The organism is Burkholderia sp. PU8-34, assembly GCF_053427725.1.
In genome coordinates, this window is sequence record NZ_JBSAXC010000001.1 from 531,500 (window position 1) to 554,458 (window position 22,959).

The window sequence follows — 22,959 nt, forward strand, 5'->3', positions numbered from 1 at the left end:
CTGCCGCGCTCGCCGATCCAACGGAAGCCCGCCGGCCCGCTCGTCATCCGTGGAACTCCTTCCTTCTCAACTGCACGACATCCCGCAACGGCGGCGCGCCGAACAGGCGGCTGTACTCGCGGCTGAACTGCGAAGCGCTTTCGTACCCGACGCTCGCGGCCACCGACCCGACGTCCGCGCCCTGCCCCAGCAACAGCCGCCGCGCCTCATGCAGCCGCAGCTGCTTCTGATACTGCAGCGGACTCAGCGTCGTCACGTTCTTGAAATGATGATGCAGCGACGACACGCTCATGTTCACGACCTGCGCGAGCGCCTCTACCCGCATCGGCTCCGAGAAATGATCGCGGATCCACTCGATCGCGCGGGAAATCCGGTGCGTCTGGCTTCCCGCCACCGCCATGTGCCGAAGCCGCGTGCCCTGCTCGCTCGTCATCAGCCGGTAGATCAGCTCCTTCTCGATCAGCGGCGCCATCACCGGAATGTCGGCCGGCGTATCGAGCAGCCGCACGAGCCGCAATGCGACGTCGAGCAGCGGCGGCGTCAACCGGGCAAGCGCGATCCCCTCGCCCTCCGGCCCCGCGCCGGGCTCCGGCAAGCGCATCTCCGCGGCCAGCTCGACAATCCGCTGCGGATTGAGCATGAACGACATGCACAGATACGGCGCGTCAGGCGACGCCTTCGTGACCCGCGACAGGATCGGCAAGTCGATCGACGTAATCAGGCAATTCTGCGTGTCGTATTCGTACGCGTGACCGGCGACCACCACGCGCTTCGCGCCCTGCGCGGCGAGCACGAACGCGGCCCGCGACACGCCGCAGCCGAGATCGACCGGATGCGTATGCTTGTGAAACGCGAGGCCCCGAATCGCCGTCGCATGCGAGCCGTCGACCGGCGCAAAGCGGCTGATCAGCGTCGCGAGCGCGCGCCGCCCGGATTCGCGCGACGCGGCAATATCGGTCATGTCCATCAGGATGCCTCGATTCGTCCAGTTCCCCGGTTCCTCATGCTGCCGGAGCATAGCGAAGCCGCCGGATGCGGGCCGGGGATTTGCAGGATTGTTCAAGAAATTTGCAGGATTGGGTAGACGAAAAACCCGCCGGCTCGCGCACACTCCCGCGTATCCGGGCTTCGCGCCGGGTTTTCCCCACGGAGACAGTCAATGTCCACCTCGTTTGTCCTCAACGGCAAGAACGTCACGCTCGATGTCGATCCGTCGATGCCCGTCCTCTGGGCGATCCGCGAGCATGCGGGCCTGACCGGCACGAAATTCGGCTGCGGAATGGCGCAGTGCGGCGCGTGCACGATCCATCTCGAAGGCCAGGCCGTGCGCTCGTGCGTGCTGCCGGTCGCCGGCATCGCCGGCAAGCACGTCACGACGATCGAAGGCCTGCAGAGCAAGCCCGCCAAGGCCGTGCAGGCCGCGTGGGTCAAGCTGCAGGTGCCGCAATGCGGTTATTGTCAGTCCGGACAGATCATGTCCGCAACCGCGCTGCTGGAGCAGAACCCGAAGCCGACCGACGCCGATATCGACGCCGCGATGAACGGCAACATCTGCCGCTGCGCGACCTATGCGCGGATCCGCTCGGCGATCCATGACGCCGCCGCCACGCTGGAGGCCTGATCGTGACGACCGGACTCGATAACCCGAACGCGGTTCGCCCCGGCCGCCGCACGTTCCTGAAGGCCGCCGGCGCCGCCGCGGTCAGCCTCACGATCGGTTTCGAATGGCTCGGCTCGGGCCGCCGCGCGATGGCCGCGGCGGCGCCTGCTGCCGAATTTGCGCCGAACGCGTTCCTGCGCGTCACGCCGGACGGCATCGTCACCGTCATCGCAAAACACGTCGAGCTGGGCCAGGGCGCGTACACGGGCATCGCGACGATCGTCGCCGAAGAACTCGACGCCGACTGGTCGAGCGTGCGCGTCGAGAGCGCGCCGGCGGACGCGAAGCGCTACGCGAACCTCGCGTTCGGCACGATGCAGGGCACGGGCGGCAGCTCGGCGATGGCGAACTCGTGGCAGCAGTTGCGCGAAGCCGGCGGCAAGGCCCGCGCGATGCTCGTATCGGCCGCCGCGGCGCGCTGGAAAGTGCCGGCCGGCGAGTTGACGACCAAGGACGGCTTCGTCACACACGCGAAGAGCGGCAAGCAGGCGAGCTATGGCGCGCTCGTTGCAGAGGCGGCCGCGTTGCCAGTGCCGGACACGGTCACGCTGAAGCAGCCGGCGGAATTCCGGCTGATCGGCCACAAGATCCCGCGCGTCGACGCAGCGGCGAAGTCGGACGGCACCGCGCAGTTCACGCTCGACGTGTCGTTTCCCGGCATGCTGGTGGCGCTCTTGCAGCGCCCGCCGCGCTTCGGCGGGAAGGTCAAGTCGTTCGACGCGACGGCCGCCAGCGCGGTGCCGGGCGTCGTGTCGGTCGTACAGGTGCCGCGCGGCGTCGCGGTCGTCGCGACGGGCTTCTGGGCCGCGAAACAGGGCCGCGACGCGCTGAAGGTCGAATGGGACGAAACCGGCGCCGAGAAGCGCAGCTCCGGCGAGATCATGCGCGAATACCGGCAGCTCGCCGCCAGGCCCGGCGTGTCGGCCCGCAAGGACGGCGACGCGGACGCGGCGATCGCCGGCGCCGCGCGCCGGATCAGCGCGTCGTATGAATTCCCGTATCTCGCGCACGCGCCGATGGAGCCGCTCGACGCGGTCGTCAGGCTGACGCCCGACAGCTGCGAGATCTGGGCCGGCGACCAGTTCCAGACGGTCGACCAGGGCAACGCCGCGCAGGTTGCGGGCCTGAAGCCCGAGCAGGTGAAGATCCACACGATGTACGCGGGCGGCAGCTTCGGCCGGCGCGCGAACGTGTGGTCGGACTACGTGGTCGAGGCCGTGTCGATCGCGAAGGCGCTCGGCGCGAACGGCAAGCCGGTCAAGCTGCAGTGGACGCGCGAGGACGACATCACGGGCGGCCTCTATCGCCCGATGTACTTCCACAAGCTCGACGCGGGGCTGACCGCAGACGGCAAGCTGGTTGGCTGGCGGCACCGGATCGTCGGCCAGTCGATCCTCGGCGGCACGCCGTTCGAGCCGATGATGGTCAAGAACGGCATCGACGCGACGTCGGTCGAGGGCGCGGCGAACCTGCCGTACGCGGTGCCGAACGTGTCGGTCGAGCTGACCACCACGAAGACCGGTGTGCCGGTGCTGTGGTGGCGCGTGGTCGGCAGTTCGCACACCGCGTATGCGGTCGAGGCGTTCATCGACGAGGCCGCGCACACTGCGCGCAAGGATCCGTACCTGTTCCGCCGCGACCTGCTCGCGAAGGAGCCGCGCCTGCGCGCGGTGCTCGAGCTCGCTGCCGAGAAGGCCGGCTGGGATCCCGCGAAGCCGCTGCCGAAAGGCCGCGGGCGCGGGATCGCGGTTGCCGAGGCGTTCAAGAGCTATGTCGCGCAGGTGGCCGAGGTGTCGGTCGGCGCGGACGGTAACGTGAAGGTCGATCGCATCGTCTGCGCGGTCGACTGCGGGATCGCGATCAACCCCGACATCGTCGCCGCGCAGATGGAAGGCGGGATGGGCTTCGGGCTCGGCGCGGTGCTGCACGGCGCGATCACGCTGAAGGACGGCGTGGTCGAGCAGCGCAACTTCGACGGCTATCACGTGCTGCGGATCGCCGAGATGCCGAAGGTCGAGGTGCACATCGTGCCGTCGGCCGAGGCGCCGACCGGTGTCGGCGAGCCCGGCGTCGCGCCGGTCGGGCCGGCTGTCGCGAACGCGATTTTCGCGGCGACGGGCAAGCGGCATTACACGCTGCCGTTCGATTCGGGCGAGGCGGCGAAGGTGTGATGAGTGGATCGGCCGGCCGCGGGGGCGAACGGCGCTTGCGGCCGGCGTATTTTCGCGTGGCTTTTCGCGAAAAGCCGTACCCCCGGTCGAGCGCTTGCTCTGCCACTGCGGCAGCTATTCCTTTGCCTGTTCCGACCACTGCTGCGAGGCACCCTAGCACGTTGCCGACAAGTCGCCGTCAGTTCTGGTCGACTTCGGGCCAAAGCCTTGGGAATAAAAACCGAAGGCTTCTGAGCGGCAATCCGAACGAAAGATCGCTCCGATGCGACGAGGAACTCAGCAAGCCGAAATCGAGCAGCGAACGCACAATTCGGCGCGCCACAACTTCGCTGACGCCAAGCATCTGGGTAAATTCCGCACGCGTGACGGTTCGCCGCAGTGCCACGAATTCCATGGCCAGCGCCGATGCCTCTGGCTTGATGACCGATTTCTCCGAGCCGACCATCCACGGATTGGAATCCAGGTATTGCAGAAGATCCAGCAAGCGGTCGGCAACTCCATCGAACTCTGTCATGTGGATCATGAAGCTGACTTGGTCCAGGCAACAGTCGAGGAAAAACCGGACAAACTGCACCAACCCCTCCTGGGAGAGATTGCCTCGGCCATCGAGATCATTGCGGCGGGTCTGATCTGCGTCGCTCAGCCTTGCGTAATATTGCTCGTGCTCGCGCGCCAAACCCCGCAGCGGCGACCACAGGTCATGGGTCAAATCGGCGGCGCGCAATCCGAGATGCGAATGCAGGCGTGCCACCCGGCCGTTCCCGTCCACGAATGGGTGAATCCAGGTCAGCCGATGATGTGAGCAGGCGATGCCGATCAATTGATATTCTTTGGCCCGAATGCGGGCATATCGTGTAGCCCAAGCCCCGAGCAGCGGCTCGATCATCTCGGGCTCCGGCGCCAGATGACGCCCGACTGTCACGTCCGCCGTGCGAAGCGCGCCCGGCACGATCTGCTCACCTTCGCTTGTGAATCGCTCTTCGGCCGGCACGTAAGAAAAAAAACGTTCATGAATGGCCGAAATATGCGCAGGATCGAACAACGCCGACACAGGAAGGGCGTTCCACTCTTTCTCGAGATCCGATTCCGTCGCGATATGCGCGATCGCAAAACGTTGTTTCATGCGTTCGCTGACATCGGTCGAGTAATCGCGCCGAAGGGCGGCCTCAATTCTGGCGGGTGTGGTGTGTTGACCTTCGATCTTGTTTGTGTAATACGAATTCATTGCACGCAACTGCGGCACGAGCGCGGTCGCCAATGGCGTTCCTCGCACCGCAAGCAGTTGCTGCGATGAGTCGACAAGTTCAGCCGCGCGCTCAAGAAGCGGATCGAGCACGCAATCTTCCGGAAACAGCGGTTCGAACGAAACGACAGTCGTCATGTTGCCGTGTAGAGTTCCATGTAGAGTTCGATGTCCGCGATAATACGGCACAATACATTGATTTATATAGATCTTTTTTAATTCATGTAGAGTTCGATGTAGGGTTCCATGTAGGGTTGTCGCCCGCCTCACCCGCGGATCTCCCGGCACCTGTCCCGCACGTTACGTCAGCCGTAACGCCCGTAACGTTCCCGCCGATGCTACGTAACATTCCTTCAAAGTCGATCCGACCCCGCTACAACGTGCCACGTTAAAAATTCTTTTAGATTCAACGCCTGCGCGGATCCGCGCCCCGGCGGCCACCACCATCGCCCTGCATGGCCCGGAATTTGCAGTAACCCTCTTGCAAACAACTCCTGCCACGGACATGCGAGGGCCACCATGGATTGCAAATACCTGTACATCGACAACATCAAGATCAACTTCGTGCGCCGCACGATCGAGATCGACGACAAGGCAGTCGACGTCACGCCGCGCGAATTCGACGTCGTCGAATTCCTGCTCGACAACATGAACAAGATCGTGCCGCGCCAGGCAATCCAGGAGGCCGTGTGGGGCCGCGAACTCGCCGTGTCGTCGCGCACGCTCGACACGCACATCTCGCGGATCCGCTCGAAGCTGCGTCTCGACGAGGACAAGAACCTTCGGATCATCCCGATCTATGCGGTCGGCTACCGGCTCGTGTTGTTCGGCGCCGCGATGACGCACGTCGAGCGTCACGACGTGGCACCGGTGATGCGCGCCGCGCCGTACTCGTCGATGGTGGCCGATTACGCGTGACGGTCCGTCGCGACGCGGCGCCGCCATTCACCCCGCCTTTACGCCAGCGACAACGGCTCCTGCGCCACCCCCGCCGCGCTACTCGCCCGCTGCGTCTCCAGCCATGCCTGGAACATCAGCACCGTCCACAGCTGATGCTGGCAGTTCAGCCGGCCGGCCTGATGCTGCTGCCACAGGCGATCGACCGCACCCGCATCGAAAAAGCCCTCGGCCCGCAGCCGCGCAGGACGCAGCAACTCATGCGCCCAGTCGCGCAGCGAGCCGCGCAACCAGTGATCGACGGGCGCGCAGAACCCCTGCTTCGGCCGGTCGATCAGCTCGGTCGGCACGTACCGGTCGAGCAGCCGGCGCAGCAGCGCCTTCGACTGGCCGCCCTCGGGCAAGCGCACCGACGCCGGCAGCCGCCACGCGAACTCGACGACGTGATGATCGAGGAACGGCATCCGCGTCTCGAGGCTGACCGCCATCGCCGCGCGGTCGACTTTCGCGAGGATGTCGGTCGGCAGGTACGTGAGCGTGTCGATCGCCATCGCCTGTTCGGCGAAGCTCAGGTGCGCGGGCCACGCGGACGCCGTATCGAGCGGCGTCGGCGGCTCCTGCCCCGTGAGCGCGAGGCGTTCCGGATGATGCACCGACGACATCAGCAGCCGGTACAGGCCGATGCGGCTTTCGGCGGTCATCACGTGGCCGAGCTTGTGCAGCCGGTCACCGATGCGCGTCCCGGACTCGCGCGCTTCCGCGCCGCTCCACGCGCCTTGCGCGATCGCCGCGAGCTGGTCGGCGTGATCGGGCCGCAGCGCGTGCAGCGCGGCGGCAATCCGCGCGCGCACGGCGCCAGGCACGCGGTGCAGCTTGCGCCACAGGCGCGGCGTCAGGAAATAGCGCGTGTACCCGCCGAACAGCTCGTCGCCGCCGTCGCCGGACAGGCTCACCTTCACGTGCCGGCGCGTCAGCTCGGCGACGAGGAACGTCGGGATCTGCGACGCGTCGGAAAACGGCTCGTCGTAGATCGACGGCAGCTTCGGCACGACCGCGAGCGCATGGTCGGCGGTCACGTAAAGTTCGGTGTGCCGCGTGCCGAGATGGCGCGCGACGGCTTTCGCGTAACCGGCTTCGTCATAGCCGGCCTCGTGGAAGCCGATCGTGAACGTATCGACCGGCTTCGCGGACTGCGCCTGCATCAGCGCGACGATCGCCGACGAATCGATGCCGCCCGACAGGAAGGCGCCGAGCGGCACGTCGGCCTCCATCTGCCGCGCGACCGCCTGGCGCAGGATCGTGTCGAGCTGGCCGACGGCTTCCTGCGCGCTGCCGTCGAACGGATGCTCGCGCCCCGTCTCGATCGCCTGTTCGAGCGTCCAGTACGCGCGCACGCTTGGCATGTCGCGCGCATGCTCGAACTGGATGTAAGTGCCAGGCGGCAGCTTGCGGATGCCGCGATAGATCGTGTACGGCGCGGGCACGCTCGACTGCCGCAGGTACAGGCACAGCGCATCGCGATCGATGCTGCCGTCGAAGCCCGGATAGTGGCGCAGCGCCTTCAACTCGGACGCGAACACGAGCGCATCGCCGATCCGGCCGTAATAGAGCGGCTTCTCGCCGATCCGGTCGCGCGCGAGCGTCAGCGTGCGCGACGCGCGGTTCCACAGCGCAATCGCAAACATGCCGGTCGCGCGCCGCAGCGCCGCTTCGACACCCCACGCGGCAATCGCCGCGACCAGCACTTCGCTGTCCGAGTGACCGCGCCACGCGGGCGCGCGCCCGGTGCGATCGAGCTCCGCGCGCAGCTCGCGGTGGTTGTAGATTTCGCCGTTGAAGACCATGACGTAGCGGCCGCACGCGGATGCGATCGGCTGCCGGCCGTGCACCGACAGATCGACGATCGCGAGCCGCCGGTGGCCGAGCGCGATGCCGGCTTCGGGATCGAGCCAGAGGCCCTGCCCGTCCGGTCCGCGATGCGCGAGGCTTGCCGTCATCCGCGCGAGCGTGCCGCGCGCTGTCTCCTCATCGAAGGCGACGCTATTCAGAAAGCCGTCGATTCCGCACATGTTATTGTCCGTCCGTTGACCGATCCCGTCGAGCGCGGCGCGTTGCAGCACGCCGTCCGGCGCGACGGTCGGGCCATATTACGAAGAAATAATTCAGCAATAATTCATTAGTGAATTTCGCCGGAGTGCGAAAAAATCTGGCGTCAAGCGGTACGTCGGCATATTCCAAGAAAGGGCCATATCGATTGGTCGCATTGGTCGCATTGGTCGCATTGGTCGCATTGGTCGCATTGGTCGCATTGGTCGCATTGGTCGCATTGGTCGCATTGGTCGCATTGGTCGCATTGGTCGCATTGGGCGCATTGGGCGCATTGGGCGCATTGGGCGCATTCGGCGCATTCGGCGCATTCGGCGCATTCGGCGCATTCGGCGCATTCGGCGCATTCGGCGCATTCGGCGCATTGGGTGCGTTGGGTGCGTTGGGTGCGTTGGGCGCTCCGGGCACACTGGGCACACTGGGCACACCAGGCACACCGGATACTCCGGGCACACTAGGCGGATCGGCTCACATCCAGAACCACGGCCATCACGACGACAGCCGCCGCGCGGCGAGATACGCGAGCTGCGCGCGGTTCTGCACGTTGAAGAGCTTCTCGAGCGAGCGGATGTGATGGCCGACCTTGTGCAGCGACGTGCGCAGCGCGCTCGCGATCTCCTGGTCGGACAGCCCGTGCACGAGCCGCTCGAGCACCTGCTGCTGCTCGTCGCCGAGCGCGAAGCCGCGCGTGCGCGCGATGCGCGCCTCGAGGAACGGCAGCGCGACGCGATGCACGGCGAGGCTCACCGACAGCGCGCCGCCGATCACGCGATCGTCGATCCAGTCGGTGCCGTGCGTCTCCGACGTCAGGTTCACCGCCACCCGCAGTTCGAGCCGCGGCGCCGACAGGCTGAAGATCACGCCGCTGTTCATCGCATGCGCGCGCAGATGGCCTGCGAGCGCAAGCACCTTGCGATCGCCGCTACGCTGCGCGGCCGCGTCGATCTCGTCGAGCCGCCACGCGACCGGGAAGCCGCTTTGCCGCACCTGCGCGAAACGCGGGTCGCTTTCGTAGAGCCTCCCTTCGATATACGGCTGCATGAATGTCGGTGGTGCGAGATCGCGCAGCAGATGCGCACACAGGACGCGCCGCCCGATCATTTCATAGCCGCCATAACCGAGCGTGCTGAAACCGATTTGCCGCAAATGCGCATGGCATTGCGAAAAATCGACTGCAGCCAGGTCGGATTTACCTGACGCATTTTGAATCAAGGTAAAAACGTCCGCATTAACGCCCCGATTCGCCTCGCGATAGTCGGCCGAATAAGCGGCAGCGGCCGCGATATCGGCCTGCGAGAACCACTCGACGAGTGGTGTGCCGTCAGCACGTGTCATGAAGAGCCCGCCCTTTTCCCAATATATGAATGCCGCAGCCCCGTCACGACTTGGTCTCTTCTTTATGGTTTGTTATTCGAATGGCATTCGCGCTGCCGGATGCCCCTTTCAGCGCAATTAGTATTACGGCATATTACGCGCACACCGGCATTTTTTGTACAATGCCCCCGCGTTTCGTCAGGATGACGATCGGCGCCAATCAATAACAATGCTTCGATCGTATCGCCGAGCGGCGATGCGCGTCGGTTCCGAGGGATGGCTCATGTCCGATATTGCCTTGCACCAGGAAGCAGTCGCCCGCAACGTTCCAATGCCTTCGAGCGATGTGACGAGCCGCGCCGATGCGCTGCACGCGCGCCCGGTGCAGGTCGTCTGGTGCGACGACGTGAACCGCGGCGAGCTCGCGCAGCCGCATGCGCCGCGGCTCGGCGTCGCGGACACGCTCGCGCTCGCGCAGAACACTGCCGAGCGCAACCGCATCGTCACGAGCCTGCTGCACCTGACGGGCTTCTCGACGTTCGCGTACTTCGCGCTGGAGTTCGCGCACGAGCGCGTCGAGAGTCTCTATCTTCACGAAGCGTTCACGCCGTCGACCTATCGCGGCGACTATGTGCGCCACGGCCATCACGCCATCGATCCGCGCACGCTCGGCGCGCGCGCGTGCAACATGCCGATCGTCTGGGACCTGCAGCAGCTGCGCACGCAGCACCAGCCGCGCGACGGCGGCGTGTGCATGTCGCAGGACGCGCCCGCCGCGCTCGACGGCTTCCTGCGGACGATGCAGGACGACGGCATGTGCAGCGGGATCATGTATGCGATGGCGGTGCCCGGCACGCGGCTCCATGCGTTCATGAGCTTTACCGCGCCGCGCCGCACGCGCGAGTGGATCACGCAGGCGACGGTCGAGCAGGCGCTGTCGATCGGGCTGTCGGTACACCAGTTTGCGTCGCCGCAATTGATCGCGACATCGCGCGAACGCGCGGTGAACGGCCTCACGCCGTTCGAACAGGAACTGCTGCTCGGGATCGCGGAAGGCGCATCGGACAAGGAGATCGGGCGGCGCCTCGACACCAGCGCGCACAACGTCGACTATCACCTGCGCAAGCTGCGCAAGCGCTTCGGCGTCGCGAACCGGATCCAGCTCACCTACCTGACGTCGAAGCTCGAACTGATCTGAACCGCTCCGGGCTCGGCGCATGCGTTTCGGCACGCCGTAAACGCGCATGCCGGCCTCGAGGGCCGGCATGCACGGGAAGCGGCGCGCGGTGCCGGGTCCGGCGCCGCATCCTTGCTGACGCTTACTTGACCAGCATCATCTGCACGACCTTGACGATCACGAGACCGACCGCGATCACGAGGTAGCCGCGCATCACGCCCATCCAGATCCGCGTAGACAGCGTCATCACCTGCGGCTCGAGCGTCTCGAGCGGCGGCATGCGCCACGTGTCGCGCAGCGAGCGGTCGACACCCGGGTCGATCACGCGCTTGTTGCGACGGATCAGCACCGTCGCGAGGTAGCCGACGATCGCGAACACGGTGCCGCCGATCAGTACGTCGAGGATCGCCTCGCCGCTGATGTCCGGATACATCACCGATGCGGTCAGGATGATCGACAGCAGCACGAGCACCCAGATCACCGCGCCCGTGAACACATTGAGCTTCGTCGAGTTGATCCAGGGCCCGAGCACCTGCCTGTCGTTGCAGAGCAGCAGCAGGAACACGGTCGCGCTCGGCAGCAGCACGCCCGCGAGCGTCTGCACCGCTTCCGTCAGCAGGCCGAGCGGGCTGCCCGGAATCAGCACCAGCGCCGCCGCGGCCGCGACGATGCCGAAGTAGACGAGATAGAAGCCCTTCGCGTCCGACACGTTGCGATGCAGCGAGTGACGGATCTTGAACACGTCGCCGATTGCGTAGGCGGTCGACAGCGACACCGCCGCCGCGCCGATGATGCACGCGTCGAGCAGCGCGACCGCGAACAGCGTTGCGCTCGTGCGGCCGGCGTACTTCTCGAGGCCCGCGATGATGCCGCCTGCGTCCGTGAAGTTGCCGAACTCCGGACGGCCGCCGAACAGCGCCGCGCTGAAGCCGATCATCGCAACCGCGCCGATCAGCACGACGGCGATCCCGAGCCACAGGTCGACCTTCTCGTACTTGATGAAGCGCGGCGTGATGCGCTTGTCGATCACGTAGCTCTGCTGGAAGAACAGCTGCCACGGCGCAACCGTCGTGCCGACGATGCCGATCACGAGCAGCATCACGTCGGAGAGCTTCGAATGCGCGGGCCAGTTCGGCACGAAGAAGTCGCGCGTCATCTGCGACACGGGCGGGTGGATCGTCACGAGCACCGGGACGAGCAGCAAGCTCAGTACGCACAGCACCACCGCAAAGCGTTCGAAGCGCCGGAAATCGCCGGTACTGACCGCTGCCATCGTCAATGCCGCGGCAATGCACACGCCCGCGACCTTCGGCAGCCCGAAGAATTCGAGCACGAACGTGATGCCGATGAACTCGGTGACGATCGTCAGCGCATTGAGCAGGAACAGGTCGATCACGCTGAACGCGCCCCAGAACTTGCCGAAGCGTTCGAAGATCAGGCGCGCGTGGCCGACGCCCGTCACGGCGCCGAGACGCAGCACCATTTCCTGGTTCACGTACAGCACGGGAACGAGCAGCAGCAGCGTCCACAGCAGTGTCGTGCCGTAGTTCTGGCCCGCCTGCGTGTAGGTGCCGAACGCACCGGCATCGTTGTCGCCGACCATCACGATAAGGCCCGGCCCGATGATCGCGAGCAGCGTGCGCAAGCGCGCCCACCAGTTGCCGCGCGGCGCGGTGTCGTGATGCGAGATTGTGCCGAACGCGCCGCGGATGTCGCCCAGATGGGCTTCGTCGAGCACGGCGCTGCGTTCGACGGCGATCGGTGGAGAAACGTTGGACGGCGTGGACATGATATGTTCCGTACGGCTAATGGTTATTTGACGAGCGTGTGACCTTGGAATAGGCACGTACGGCCGCATGACGGCGGCTGCGCGTGCGCATGCCGAGGCGCGCGCGGCGCTTCTTCAGTGGACGAACGATTTCAATCGGTTCAGCAGGCGGACGAATACCCGCGGACGGGCATCGAGCGACAGCATCGTGTCGTAGTGGCGGCGCGATTCCGTCACTTGCGGGAGTTGCGACAGCAGAAGGCCGAAGTTCATGATCTGGCTCCGTGCGGCGGCACATTGCGTGCCCGCCGCGTCGTGGGCGCGGGGCCAGTCCGGCGCCTGAGCGGAGTCAGGCTAGTCGGCCGGAGTGTCCCTGCGACCCGGGTTTAGAAGGGTCTGGCGGCATAAGGGACAACTGTCACTGTCGTTCACGGCGGCTCCTGTTCGGTGTTCCGGAAGAACACGGTTGACCGCCGACCTGCGTGCGGGACGCCGCGTGCGCAGGCCTGGGAAAGGCGTGCGCGAACGCGGCCGCATGCCGGGCGGCGGCGAAACCAGACGGCGCATGCGCGATGGCATCACCCGTTTCTGGTACGAATCAAGGTGCACGTAGGGAGTTACTGCGATTTACTGCTGCGCGCACCGTTTGCCTGGGAGACAAACGGCGGCGTTCGAAAGGCGCGGACGTCGGTCGCTCAGGCGGAAAACTCGTTCGAAGGTCGACTACTGCAAGCGTCCAAGGCGTTCGCCCCAAGAGTGAAGATGGCGGATTCTATGGACCGCCCGAAACCAAAGTCAACCCCTTGAAACCCCATTTACGGAATATTTTTTCGGGCGTTGCGGCACTGAAAGATTTGCCCTTGCAAATACGCGCCAGAACCTTTCAGCGCGGGCTTCCGCGGCCGACGGCCGGTGTGTTCGCGGAACGCTGCCGATGACACCGCGGACCGGTCGTTCGGGTCGGAACCGGCCGCCGCCGGCCGTTGAGATACGTGCGCAACACAGCGCGCAACACCCGCATACTTTTGTGCGATTTTTACTTGCGCCGCAGCAAACGACGCGACTACAATCCGCCGCAATTCAACACAGGAGTCCCTTCGTGGACACATGCTCTAGTTGCAGTTCGACGCCGGTCCAGGCCGGCCAAGCCATCGCGAGATAGCAGCAGCCCGAGGCATGTCCTTCGCCGCTAGCTCGCATTTGTCGGGTTAGCGCGCTTCCTTCCGGGCCGGCCATCGCCGGTTCGTCCGTCGCACGCTCCGTCACGTTTCAAACGCCGATTCCAGGCCGCACCGCGCGCGCCCGGGGTCCATCACGTCGTCCGGCTTCGCCGCCGGACTGGACGGAGGCAACGTCATGTTCTTTCAATCGTTCGCGGTCAAACTCAAGCGATACGTCCATGTCGCGTGCGACCGCTCGCTCGTCTCGGTGCTCTCGCCGCTCGCGCACGCCGTCGGCAACTGGCGCGGTGCCACGCTTGCGCACGCGCTGATCCCGACCCGTGCGCTCGATTGCGCGGTGCTCGGCATCATGGCGGCCGCCGTGGCGCTCGTTGCGCTGCTGTGCGCGGCTGCGTCGCGCCTTGGTTTCGCGCAGGTCTGGCGCGTCGGCGGCTGGCTGTCGTAAACGCATGGCCGGCATCCCCGGCATCGCCGCGCGGACGGGCTGTTACCACATACCGTCCGCGCAGATCCTTTCGCCTCTTCGCATCACCGGTCTGCTTCATTAGTCTCACTAGTCAATCCGTCGACGAAACTCGTATGAAGAAAAAAATCGAAACCACGCTGCGCAAGCCCCGCCTCCACGCGTACGCGACGCTGCTGCTGTCGCTTGCCGCCGCGCCCGCGTTCGCGCAATCCGCTTCGCCCGCCGCCGAGCCGGCTGCAGGCGCAAGCGATGCTGCCGCCGCAGCGCAAGCGCCGGCCGCCGATGCTGCCGCGCCGGCGCCCACCGGTTTCTGGGAGCGCTCGAACCTGCTCGGCAACATGGGCGGCCTGCGCGACGTGCTCGGCGATCACGGCGTCACGCTGAACCTGACGGAAACCAGCGAGTACCTGTACAACACGTCGGGCGGCACGAAGCGCGGCGGTGCGTACCAGGGCCTCACGCAGTTCGGCCTGAACGTCGACACGAGCAAGGCGATCGGCCTGCCGGGCGGCACGTTCAACGTATCGGGGCTGCAGATCCACGGCACCAACCTCACGCAGCGCTATCTGCAGACGCTGCAGACCGGCACCGGCATCGAGGCGAACTCGACCACGCGCCTGTGGGAGCTGTGGTACCAGCAGGCGTTCGTCGACGGCAAGGTCGACGTGAAGGTCGGCCAGCAGAGTCTCGACCAGGAATTCATGGTGAGCCAGTACGCGGCGTCGTTCATGAACGCGACGTTCGGCTGGCCCGTGCTGCCGTCTGCCGACCTGCCCGCGGGCGGCCCCGCGTATCCGCTGTCGTCGCTCGGCGTGCGGCTGCGCGTGAAGCCGTCCGATTCGTGGACGGTGCTGGCCGGCGTGTTCGACGGCAACCCGGCGGGCCGCCTGAACGGCGATCCGCAGCAGCTCAACGCGCACGGCACGAACTTCAACCTGCGCAGCGGCGCGCTCGTGATCGGCGAAGTGCAGTACGCGCTGAACGCGCCGCCGGCGGACCCGAAAGCGCCGCAGCCGGCCGGCCTGCCGGGCACGTACAAGCTCGGCGTCTGGTACCAGTCGCAGCACTTCGACGACCTGAGCGACGGCACGGACGGCCTGTCGCTCGCGAATCCGGCCAGCAACGGCGTGCCGGTGAGCCATCGCGGCAACTACGGGTTCTACGCGGTCGCGGACCAGATGGTGTGGCGCCCGGCGGCGGACAGCCCGCGCTCGGTCGGCGTGTTCGCGCGCGTAATGGGCGCGCCCGGCGACCGCAACGTCGTCGACCTCGCGATCAACGCGGGCGTCACGCTGAAGGCGCCGTTCGCGGGCCGCGACAACGACGTCGCGGGCCTCGCGGTCGGCTACGCGAAGATCGGCTCGCACGCGAGCGCGTTCGACAGCGCCGTCGGCACGTACACGACGCCCGGCTATCCGGTGCGCAGCGCGGAGACGGTCGTCGAGGCAACCTATCAATACCAGGTCACGCCGTGGTGGCAACTGCAGGCCGACCTGCAGCACTTCTTCCGTCCGTCGGGCGGCATCCCCAACCCGAACGCGCCGGGTGCGCGCATCGGCGACGAAACGGTGGTCGGCGTGCGGACGACGATCACGTTCTGATGCGGGAAGGCCCGGCGGTGCTTCGCCGCCGGGCCGTCATCGCCATCCGTTGTTCGCAACGGCAGCCCGCGGCCGTCATTCGCCGTACAGCCCGAGCAGCTTCAGCGTGACGCCGTTGGTCCAGCCGAAACCGTCCTGCAGCGGATACTCGCCGCCGCCTCCACCGCCCGCACCGGCGCCTTCGACCACGTATTTCTCGACGAGCTTGCCTTCGGTCGCATACACGTGCTTCACGCTCGCCAGGAAGCGCGTGCCGATCTCCTTCGCAAGCGCGGGCTCGCCATAGCGGCGCAGGCCGTCGATCGCGATCCACTGTAGCGGCGCCCAGCCGTTCGGCGCATCCCATTGCTGGCCCGTCGTCGCGGTCGTCGTGGCGAGCCCGCCCGGCTGCAGCAGCGTGTTGCGCACCGCGCGGGCGGTGGCCTTCGCGCGCTCCGGCCACGCGACGCCCGCGAACAGCGGGTACAGCGCCGCCGCCGTGACCGCATCGCGCGGCTGGCGTCGCTGCCAGTCGTAGTCGCCGTAGTAGCCGCGGCGGTTCCACAAATAGCGGTTGATCGCTGCCGCGCGCCGCTGCGCGCGCGCGGTGAAATCGGCGACGCACGCCGTATCTCGCACGATCGTGCAGCCCCTGCGGATCGTCGTCTCGAGATGGAACATCAGGCTGTTCAGGTCGACCGGCACGATCGACGTCGTGCGGATCGTCGCGAGCGTGCTGCCGTCGCCGAGCCAGCGCGAGCTGTAGTCCCAGCCGCTTTCGGCGCCCGCGCGCAGGTCGCGCCACACGTCGTTCGCGGGCCGGCCGGACGCGCCGGTTGCGGTCTGCACGTCCTCGAGATACGACTCGTCGCGCGGCGTATCGCTCGCGTCCCAATAGCGGTTCAGGATCGCGCCGTCGGGCATCGCGACCACGTGGCGCGTCGCGCCGCCACGCGGCGTCGTGCTCTCGCCCTGCATCCAGTACGCGTATTCGCTGCGCAGCGCCGGCAGGTACTTCTGGTAGACCTTGTCGCCTTCGACTTGCGCGGCGAGCGCGACCATGTACGCGAAGAACGGCGGCTGCGAGCGGCTCGCGTAATACGTGCGGTTGCCGTTCGGCACGTGGCCGACCGTATCGATCAGATGGGCGAAGTTGTCGAGCATGTCGTCGACGAGATCCTCGCGGCCCGACACCTGCAGGCCGAGCATCGTGAAGTACGTGTCCCAGTAGTAGCCTTCGCGGAACCGCCCGCCCGGCACGACGTACGGCTTCGGCAGCGGGATCAGCGAACCGTACGGCGGCACCGTCGCGCTCGTGCGCGTGAGCTTCGGCCACAGCCAGTCGATGTGCGCGCGCAGCGTCTGGTTCGGCGGCGGCGTCACGCCCTTGTCGACGGGCGGCGTGAAGTGCCGGTCGACGAACGTCTTCAGCGAAAAGCCCGGCTGCGATTTCTGTTGCCGATACAACTGCATGATCGTCGCCGGATCGGTGCCCGGCGTCGCGTCGACGAAGGTCTTCTGGTCGGGATAGCGCTGTGCGGTCTGCACCGCGACGAACAGGTCGCCGTAGAGCTGGCTCGGGGGAGGCAGCAGCGCGGTCGCGGCGGGCGTCGCGGCGGGCGTCGCGGCCGGAATCGCGGCCGGAGTCGTGGTCGGAGTCGCGGCCGGAGTCGCGGCCGGAGTCGCGGCCGGAGTCGCGGCCGGAGTCGCGGCCGGAGTCGTATCCCGAGTCGCGGCGGACGTGGCCGCTGCTTCGGCAGCCGGGTTTCTGGCCTGGCTCGCGTTGTCGTCCTGCGCGGCGCAGCCTGCGATGGCAAGATGCGCGACGGCCAGCGCGGCGGCCCGGCGGATGCGCCGCCAAGGCGGCGCGAGTGGCGATGCAGTCGATGCGGCACGACGTGACGTCATGACGTGTCCCCTCCTTCCGGTGGTGAGTGGGTCGGCACGAGGTCTCCGTTCGCGCGGTGCGCGCGTGTCGATGGCCGTCGACCGATGCGCGTCGTCATGTTCCGCAAGTGGCGGTCGACTGTCGCACGAAACGCGCGCGGCATGCAAGTTTCGCGGCCTGTGTCGCGCCGGCTTCACGTCGCGTGGCGCGCGGACGGCAGTCGTCTTTTTGCGCGACGACGCAAAAAGAACGACTGTTGCAACATGCGGAACAAGCGTTGCCGCACGTGACGCGCCGGCAACAATCCATGCATAATGGCGTCTTTACGCGCGCCCCGCTCATGTCGCCCGTCTTTCTTGCACCGCTCATCGTTGCCTGTGCGTTGTTCATGGAAAGCGTCGACGGGAACATCATCGTCACGGCCCTGCCCGCGATGGCGCGCGACTTCGGGCACAGCCCCGTCACGCTGAACATCGCGATCACCGCCTACGTCGTCGGGCTCGGCGTCTTCATCCCGATCTGCGGCTGGCTCGCCGACCGCTTCAGCGCACGCTCCGTCTTTCGCACCGCGATCGGCATCTTCGTCGTCGGCTCGCTGCTGTGCGCCGCCTCCAATTCACTCGGCCTGCTGACGTTCGCGCGCTTCGTGCAGGGCGTCGGCGGCGCGATGATGGTGCCGGTCGGCCGCATCATCATCTTCCGCGCGGTGCCGCGCGCGGATCTCGTGCGCGCGATGAACTACCTCGCGATTCCCGCGCTGTTCGGCCCGACGTTCGGGCCGCTCGTCGGCGGCTTCATCACGACGTACCTGCACTGGCGGATGATCTTCTTCCTCAACGTGCCGATCGGCCTGTACGGCATCTACCTCGCCAGCAAGCACATCGCGAACACGCACGAGCCGGATCCGGGCCCGCTCGACTGGTTCGGCTTCCTGCTGTCCGCGAGCGGCGCCGCGCTGCTGCTGATGGGCCTCACGCTGATCGACGGCGCGCTGACCACGCGCGGCAACGCGCTGATGATGTGCGTCGCGGGCGGCGCGATGCTCGCGCTCTACGTGCCGTACGCGCGCCGCAAGGAGCGGCCGGTGCTCGACCTCACCTTCCTGCGGATCCCGACCTATCACGCGAGCGTCGTCGGCGGCTCGCTGTTCCGCATCGGCCTCGGCGCGGTGCCGTTCCTGCTGCCGCTCGCGCTGCAGGAAGGCCTCGGGATGACCGCGTTCCATTCGGGGCTCATTACCTGCGCGTCCGCGCTCGGCGGCGCGGTGAGCCGTTCGACGGCCACCCGCACGCTGCGCCGCTTCGGCTTCCGCACGGTGCTGATGTACAACGCGGCGTTCGCCGGTCTCGCGATCGCCGCGTACGGCGTATTCCATCCGGGGATGGCGACGTGGGCGATCTGGCTGATCGTGCTGGTCGGCGGAATCTTCCCCGCGCTGCAGTTCACGAGCCTCAATTCGGTGATCTACGCGGACATCTCGCCGCGCGACGCCGGCCGTGCGACGAGCCTCGGCAGCGTCGTCCAGCAGATGTCGCTCGGGCTCGGCGTGACGGTCGCGGGGCTCGTGCTGCACGTGTCGCACTGGGCGCAGGGGCACCAGAAGATGATGTGGTCGGATTTCTGGCCCGCGTTCGTCGTGGTCGGGCTGTGCTCGTTCGCGTCGATTCCGATCACGCGCCGGCTGCCGCCGAATGCCGGCGACGAGGTCGCGCGCGGCAGGCGCTGATCGGGAAGTGCAAGCAGGAAAGCGGGAAAGCCGGAAAGGAAAAAAATCAGCGGACATCCACACGGGGCCGGTGCTCAGCCGCATGGATGTCCGCTCAGGGCTCCGGGTCTCGTGTTGGGGGTTGAGAATCCCGGATTCGCTTCCTGCGTGCCATGGACATATCGTGCGTCGGAAGCGGAATCGGCGCGCACGTTGCCGCGCGCTCTGGAACGAACTATATGGAATCTTGAACAATGCATCTGTCAACGATTGTCAGATGTCGCGCAATGGCACGTTGAGCGCACGCCGACGCACGCCAAGCGCGCGTGCCGCAATCGCGCTAAAGTGGTGCCCGACCCACACCCGCCGCCTCCATTCCGATGCTCACGCTCTCGCCCGCCGCCGCCCGCGCGCTGCATCTCGCCGCGCAGGGCCTGCTGACGCCGCCGCGCCGCAAGGCCACCAAGGCCGACGTGCTCGACACGATCCGCCGGATGGCGCAGTTACAAATCGATACGATTCACGTCGTCGCGCGCAGCCCGTACCTCGTGCTGTACAGCCGGCTCGGCGCATTCGCGCCGCAGTGGCTCGACGAGCATCTCGCGGACGCGCAGCTGTTCGAATACTGGTCGCACGAGGCGTGCTTCCTGCCGATCGAGCAGTTCGGCCTGATGCGCTACAAGATGCTCGACCCGTCGGGCATGGGGTGGAAATACGCCGAGGACTGGCACGACCGGCACCGCGCGGACATCGAGCAGTTGCTCGCGAGGATCCGCGCGAACGGCCCCATGCGCTCGGCCGATTTCGTGCGCGAGGACGGCGTGAAAGGCAACGGCTGGTGGGACCGGAAGCCCGAGAAGCGCCATCTCGAGGTGCTGTTTACGACCGGCGACCTGATGGTGGCCGAGCGCCGCAATTTCCAGCGCGTGTACGACGTGCGCGAACGGATCCTGCCCGGCTGGGACGACGCGCGCGACCTGCCGCCGCGCGAAGCCGTGCTGCCGGCGCTGCTCGACTACACGTGCCGCGCGCTCGGCATCGTGCGCGCCGACTGGGTCGCCGATTACTACCGGCTGCCGCGCCGCTCGTATCGCGCGGAGCTGGACGCGCTCGCTGATGCGGGCGAGCTGATCCCGGTCAGCGTCGACGGCTGGAAGGAGCCGGCCTGGGTGCACCGCTCGCTCGATGCGCTGCTGCCCGACGCGCAGGCGGACACGCTGCGCTCGACCGTCACGACGCTGCTGTCGCCGTTCGATCCGGTGGTGTGGGACCGGCGGCGCGCATCCACGCTGTTCGACTTCGACTACACGATCGAGTGCTACACGCCGTCGCACAAGCGGCGCTACGGCTATTTCTGCCTGCCGGTGCTGCATCGCGGACGGCTGGTCGGCCGGGTCGACGCGAAAGCGCATCGCGCACTCGGCACGTTCGAACTGAAAGCCGTGCATGTCGAACCGGGCGTGCGGATCGGCTCTGGGCTCGCGAACGATGTCGCGAAGGCGGTGAAGAAACTCGCGGCATGGCACGGCACGCCGGAGGTGACGGTCGGGGATGCGCCGGCAGTGCTCGCAGCGGCGTTGGCCAGCGCGTGATTCCGTCGGCTGCGCCGGCTCCCGCAAGGCCGCGTGGCGCGCCGGCGATCTGCACGAGCCCGTTGCCGGCGTAAGCAGCCCTAGTCAAGATGGGGCTGGCCTGCCGCGAGGAATCAAACGCGGGTTAGCATCGCTGCCAGAGCCGCACGGTGTGGACAGGGCCACACCCGCCGATTTCCACTGCGGAGGCCAGCATGGAAGACGACAGCACGCTGCACGTCGGTCTCGATGGCCATAAGGACTCGATCCCAATTGACACGGGGAGTCATATCAGCCGAGCACGTGCATCCCCGCGTCGACATAGTGCGTGCCGCCCGTGATCGCGCGCGCGGCGTCGCTCGCGAGAAACGCGCAGAGCGCGCCGACATCGTCGATGCCCGGCGCGCATCGCAGCGGCGCACGCCGGGCCGCATCGTCGAGCAGCTCGTCGAAGTTCGGAATGCCCGACGCCGCACGGGTCGGCAGCGCACCCGGCGAGATCGCATGAACGCGAATGCCCGACCCGCCCAGCTCCACCGCCAGATACCGTACGCTCGCCTCCAGCGCAGCCTTCACGGGCCCCATCACGCCGTATTGCGCGATGACCTGTTCCGCGCCGAGGTAGCTCATCGCCATCAGCGTTCCGCCGTGCTTCATCAGCGGCTCCGCATGTTTCGCCATCCGAATGAACGAGTGGCACGACGTATCCATTGCGACCGCGAAACCCTCCGCCGAGCTGTCGACGACGCGCCCGTGCAGATCGGCCTTCGGCGCATACGCGACCGAATGCAGCACGAAGTCGAGCGCGCCCCATCGCGTGGCGATCGCATCGAACACGGCCGCCATCTGCTCGGGCTGGCCGACGTCCAGCGGCATGCTGATCGCCGGGGCGAGCTGCGCGAACAGCGGCGCGACGTGCGGCCACGTCTTGTCCGACTGCCACGTCACCGCGAGTTCGGCCCCCGCCGCGCGAAACGCCCGCGCGCAGCCCCATGCGATGCTCTGTTCGTTGGCGATGCCGACGACGAGCCCTTTCCTGCCCTGCAGCGAGATGCCGCTCATGCGCGCCCCTCCTTAGCCGCCTACTTCTGCGCCGCGATCCACGCGGCAATCCCCGGCCACGCATCCTTCAGCGTGCGCGACCCCATGAACAGCCCGATGTGGCCGCCGGGCACGAGCTGGCTCGTCACCTGCGACGCCGGTGTGCCGACAAGATCGCGCGCGTTGAACACCTGCTCCGGCGTCGTGATGTCGTCGGCCTCGCCGGCGAGCAGGTAGACGGGGCACGTGACGGCTTTCAGGTCGAGCGTGCGGCCAAGCGCGACGAACGTGCCCTTCGCGAGCCGGTTCTCCTTGAAGAGCTGCACGATCGCCTGCAGGTACCAGCGCCCGGGCAGGTTGATCGGGCTCTCGTACCAGCTCGCGAACACCTCACGTTTGCGCAGGTAGTCAGGATCGTCGAGATGTTCGTACAGGTCGACGTGCTCGGCCAGATAGTGCTGGTCGGGATGCATGTTCTTCCAGCCGCGCAGCATGAAGCGGCCGCACATCAGCCCGCCGCCCATCTCGACGAGCTCCTCGTAGAACGACGTCGGATACGTGTGCACCATCTGCCTGATCGGGCCGTCGCCCGCGTCCGTGTCGATCGGCGAACCGGCGAGCACGAGGCTGGCGACCTTGTGCGGAAAGCGCGCCGCGTACATCGCCGACATCCAGCCGCCCTGGCACAGCCCGACGAGGTTGACGCGGCCGCCGAGCTCGTCCACGCACACGTTCAGCTCGGCGAGATACTGGTCGATCTCGAGATCCTTCATGTCCTCGGTCGCCGAGCGCCAGTCGGTCAGGAAGAGGCGCGTGACGCCGTGGCTGCGCAGCGTCTCCATCAGGCTCTGGCCCGGCTGGTAATCGGCGATCATCGCGCTATGGCCGGCATACGGCGCATCGACGATCGTCGGCAGGCCGTGCAGCCCGTGCCCGTGCCCGTGCCCATGCCCGTTCCCGGGCGCGATCGAATAGTCGCGAAACGTCATCGTGCGCAGTTCGAGCAGCGGCCGGTTTTCGGTAGCGAGCGCGGGATGCAGCTCGAAATGCAGCTTCTCCTCCTCCGCGAGGAAGCGCAGATTGCGCGCGGTCATTTCCGAGCCGACCTTGAACATCGTCGCGGCGGCGGCCATCGGCCAGAAGATCGGCAATGCGGGAGCGAGTTTCGCAGATGCAGTGGATTCGCGGGAT

At 66.8% G+C, this 22,959-nt stretch carries 18 protein-coding genes; 8 read left to right on the top strand and 10 right to left on the bottom strand.

The window, feature by feature from the left end; genetic code table 11:
• Nucleotides 1-43: 43 nt before the first annotated feature.
• Nucleotides 44-967 carry an AraC family transcriptional regulator N-terminal domain-containing protein gene (locus ACV22Z_RS02400; RefSeq protein ID WP_448074714.1) on the bottom strand — a complete coding sequence of 308 codons (924 nt, stop codon included), beginning with the start codon at nt 965-967 and terminating at the stop codon, nt 44-46.
• Nucleotides 968-1,159: 192 nt separating this feature from the next.
• Between ACV22Z_RS02400 and ACV22Z_RS02405 the strand changes: the two genes are divergently transcribed.
• Both ACV22Z_RS02405 and ACV22Z_RS02410 read left to right on the top strand, forming a co-directional pair.
• Complete coding sequence (locus ACV22Z_RS02405; RefSeq protein ID WP_448074715.1) at nt 1,160-1,621, top strand: (2Fe-2S)-binding protein; 462 nt, start codon at nt 1,160-1,162, stop codon at nt 1,619-1,621.
• Between the two features lie 2 nt (nt 1,622-1,623).
• Nucleotides 1,624-3,831: a molybdopterin cofactor-binding domain-containing protein gene (locus ACV22Z_RS02410; protein ID WP_448074716.1), complete on the top strand. Its 2,208-nt coding sequence runs from the start codon at nt 1,624-1,626 to the stop codon at nt 3,829-3,831.
• Between the two features lie 178 nt (nt 3,832-4,009).
• Here ACV22Z_RS02410 and ACV22Z_RS02415 read toward each other — a convergent pair whose 3' ends face one another.
• A complete protein-coding gene (locus tag ACV22Z_RS02415) occupies nt 4,010-5,212 on the bottom strand; it encodes a Fic family protein (protein WP_448074717.1) in 1,203 nt (400 codons plus the stop codon).
• A gap of 381 nt (nt 5,213-5,593) precedes the next feature.
• On the opposite strand from ACV22Z_RS02415, the gene ACV22Z_RS02420 reads away from it, so the two are divergent.
• Complete coding sequence (locus tag ACV22Z_RS02420; RefSeq protein WP_448074718.1) at nt 5,594-5,992, top strand: winged helix-turn-helix domain-containing protein; 399 nt, start codon at nt 5,594-5,596, stop codon at nt 5,990-5,992.
• Nucleotides 5,993-6,030: 38 nt separating this feature from the next.
• Here ACV22Z_RS02420 and asnB read toward each other — a convergent pair whose 3' ends face one another.
• The 3 genes from asnB to ACV22Z_RS02435 are packed head-to-tail and all read right to left on the bottom strand — an operon-like array spanning nt 6,031 to nt 9,412.
• The gene (gene asnB, locus ACV22Z_RS02425; RefSeq protein WP_448074719.1) at nt 6,031-8,040 is read right to left on the bottom strand and encodes an asparagine synthase (glutamine-hydrolyzing); all 2,010 of its coding nucleotides are present in this window, start codon (nt 8,038-8,040) and stop codon (nt 6,031-6,033) included.
• A 1-nt stretch (nt 8,041) separates the two neighbouring features.
• Entirely contained in the window at nt 8,042-8,512 is a 471-nt protein-coding gene (locus ACV22Z_RS02430; protein ID WP_448074720.1) for a hypothetical protein, read from the bottom strand.
• Between the two features lie 54 nt (nt 8,513-8,566).
• Nucleotides 8,567-9,412 carry a helix-turn-helix transcriptional regulator gene (locus ACV22Z_RS02435; RefSeq protein ID WP_448074721.1) on the bottom strand — a complete coding sequence of 282 codons (846 nt, stop codon included), beginning with the start codon at nt 9,410-9,412 and terminating at the stop codon, nt 8,567-8,569.
• Nucleotides 9,413-9,674: 262 nt separating this feature from the next.
• Here ACV22Z_RS02435 and ACV22Z_RS02440 point away from each other — a divergent pair, with 262 nt between their 5' ends.
• Complete coding sequence (locus tag ACV22Z_RS02440; protein WP_448074722.1) at nt 9,675-10,589, top strand: helix-turn-helix transcriptional regulator; 915 nt, start codon at nt 9,675-9,677, stop codon at nt 10,587-10,589.
• A gap of 121 nt (nt 10,590-10,710) precedes the next feature.
• Here ACV22Z_RS02440 and ACV22Z_RS02445 read toward each other — a convergent pair whose 3' ends face one another.
• Both ACV22Z_RS02445 and ACV22Z_RS02450 read right to left on the bottom strand, forming a co-directional pair.
• Nucleotides 10,711-12,357 (bottom strand): NRAMP family divalent metal transporter, encoded by a 1,647-nt coding sequence (locus ACV22Z_RS02445; RefSeq protein WP_448074723.1) that lies wholly within the window; start codon nt 12,355-12,357, stop codon nt 10,711-10,713.
• A 114-nt stretch (nt 12,358-12,471) separates the two neighbouring features.
• Nucleotides 12,472-12,609 carry a hypothetical protein gene (locus tag ACV22Z_RS02450; RefSeq protein WP_448074724.1) on the bottom strand — a complete coding sequence of 46 codons (138 nt, stop codon included), beginning with the start codon at nt 12,607-12,609 and terminating at the stop codon, nt 12,472-12,474.
• A 1,083-nt stretch (nt 12,610-13,692) separates the two neighbouring features.
• On the opposite strand from ACV22Z_RS02450, the gene ACV22Z_RS02455 reads away from it, so the two are divergent.
• Together ACV22Z_RS02455 and ACV22Z_RS02460 are read left to right on the top strand one after the other, a co-directional pair.
• The gene (locus tag ACV22Z_RS02455) at nt 13,693-13,962 is read left to right on the top strand and encodes a hypothetical protein (RefSeq protein WP_448074725.1); all 270 of its coding nucleotides are present in this window, start codon (nt 13,693-13,695) and stop codon (nt 13,960-13,962) included.
• Between the two features lie 134 nt (nt 13,963-14,096).
• Entirely contained in the window at nt 14,097-15,584 is a 1,488-nt protein-coding gene (locus ACV22Z_RS02460) for a carbohydrate porin (protein ID WP_448074726.1), read from the top strand.
• Between the two features lie 75 nt (nt 15,585-15,659).
• On the opposite strand, the gene treA is transcribed toward ACV22Z_RS02460, so the two are convergent.
• Complete coding sequence (treA, locus tag ACV22Z_RS02465; protein ID WP_448074727.1) at nt 15,660-17,471, bottom strand: alpha,alpha-trehalase TreA; 1,812 nt, start codon at nt 17,469-17,471, stop codon at nt 15,660-15,662.
• A 320-nt stretch (nt 17,472-17,791) separates the two neighbouring features.
• Between treA and ACV22Z_RS02470 the strand changes: the two genes are divergently transcribed.
• Nucleotides 17,792-19,177, top strand: a complete 1,386-nt coding sequence (locus ACV22Z_RS02470; RefSeq protein WP_448074728.1) for an MFS transporter — start codon at nt 17,792-17,794, stop codon at nt 19,175-19,177.
• Between the two features lie 359 nt (nt 19,178-19,536).
• On the top strand, nt 19,537-20,748 hold the full coding sequence (locus ACV22Z_RS02475; RefSeq protein WP_448074729.1) for a winged helix-turn-helix domain-containing protein: 1,212 nt from the start codon (nt 19,537-19,539) through the stop codon (nt 20,746-20,748).
• Between the two features lie 270 nt (nt 20,749-21,018).
• Here ACV22Z_RS02475 and fabI read toward each other — a convergent pair whose 3' ends face one another.
• Nucleotides 21,019-21,789: an enoyl-ACP reductase FabI gene (gene fabI, locus ACV22Z_RS02480; RefSeq protein WP_448074730.1), complete on the bottom strand. Its 771-nt coding sequence runs from the start codon at nt 21,787-21,789 to the stop codon at nt 21,019-21,021.
• 20 nt (nt 21,790-21,809) lie between these two features.
• Nucleotides 21,810-22,901, bottom strand: coding sequence for an alpha/beta fold hydrolase (locus ACV22Z_RS02485; protein ID WP_448075145.1), 1,092 nt, complete (start codon nt 22,899-22,901; stop codon nt 21,810-21,812).
• Nucleotides 22,902-22,959: the final 58 nt, after the last annotated feature.

Bases quoted from the DNA above. Each gene is read 5' to 3' on its own strand.
- ACV22Z_RS02485 (WP_448075145.1), bottom strand. From the start codon at position 22,901: ATGGCCGCCGCCGCGACGATGTTCAAGGTCGGCTCGGAAATGACCGCG.
- asnB (WP_448074719.1), bottom strand. From the start codon at position 8,040: ATGTGCGGAATCGACGGCTTTCTGAATAGCGTCGCCTTCGATGAGGAG.
- ACV22Z_RS02400 (WP_448074714.1), bottom strand. From the start codon at position 967: ATGGACATGACCGATATTGCCGCGTCGCGCGAATCCGGGCGGCGCGCG.
- ACV22Z_RS02475 (WP_448074729.1), top strand. From the start codon at position 19,537: ATGCTCACGCTCTCGCCCGCCGCCGCCCGCGCGCTGCATCTCGCCGCG.
- ACV22Z_RS02450 (WP_448074724.1), bottom strand. From the start codon at position 12,609: ATGAACTTCGGCCTTCTGCTGTCGCAACTCCCGCAAGTGACGGAATCG.
- ACV22Z_RS02435 (WP_448074721.1), bottom strand. From the start codon at position 9,412: ATGACACGTGCTGACGGCACACCACTCGTCGAGTGGTTCTCGCAGGCC.
- ACV22Z_RS02420 (WP_448074718.1), top strand. From the start codon at position 5,594: ATGGATTGCAAATACCTGTACATCGACAACATCAAGATCAACTTCGTG.
- ACV22Z_RS02445 (WP_448074723.1), bottom strand. From the start codon at position 12,357: ATGTCCACGCCGTCCAACGTTTCTCCACCGATCGCCGTCGAACGCAGC.
- treA (WP_448074727.1), bottom strand. From the start codon at position 17,471: ATGACGTCACGTCGTGCCGCATCGACTGCATCGCCACTCGCGCCGCCT.
- fabI (WP_448074730.1), bottom strand. From the start codon at position 21,789: ATGAGCGGCATCTCGCTGCAGGGCAGGAAAGGGCTCGTCGTCGGCATC.
- ACV22Z_RS02405 (WP_448074715.1), top strand. From the start codon at position 1,160: ATGTCCACCTCGTTTGTCCTCAACGGCAAGAACGTCACGCTCGATGTC.
- ACV22Z_RS02470 (WP_448074728.1), top strand. From the start codon at position 17,792: ATGTCGCCCGTCTTTCTTGCACCGCTCATCGTTGCCTGTGCGTTGTTC.
- ACV22Z_RS02455 (WP_448074725.1), top strand. From the start codon at position 13,693: ATGTTCTTTCAATCGTTCGCGGTCAAACTCAAGCGATACGTCCATGTC.
- ACV22Z_RS02440 (WP_448074722.1), top strand. From the start codon at position 9,675: ATGTCCGATATTGCCTTGCACCAGGAAGCAGTCGCCCGCAACGTTCCA.
- ACV22Z_RS02415 (WP_448074717.1), bottom strand. From the start codon at position 5,212: ATGACGACTGTCGTTTCGTTCGAACCGCTGTTTCCGGAAGATTGCGTG.
- ACV22Z_RS02460 (WP_448074726.1), top strand. From the start codon at position 14,097: ATGAAGAAAAAAATCGAAACCACGCTGCGCAAGCCCCGCCTCCACGCG.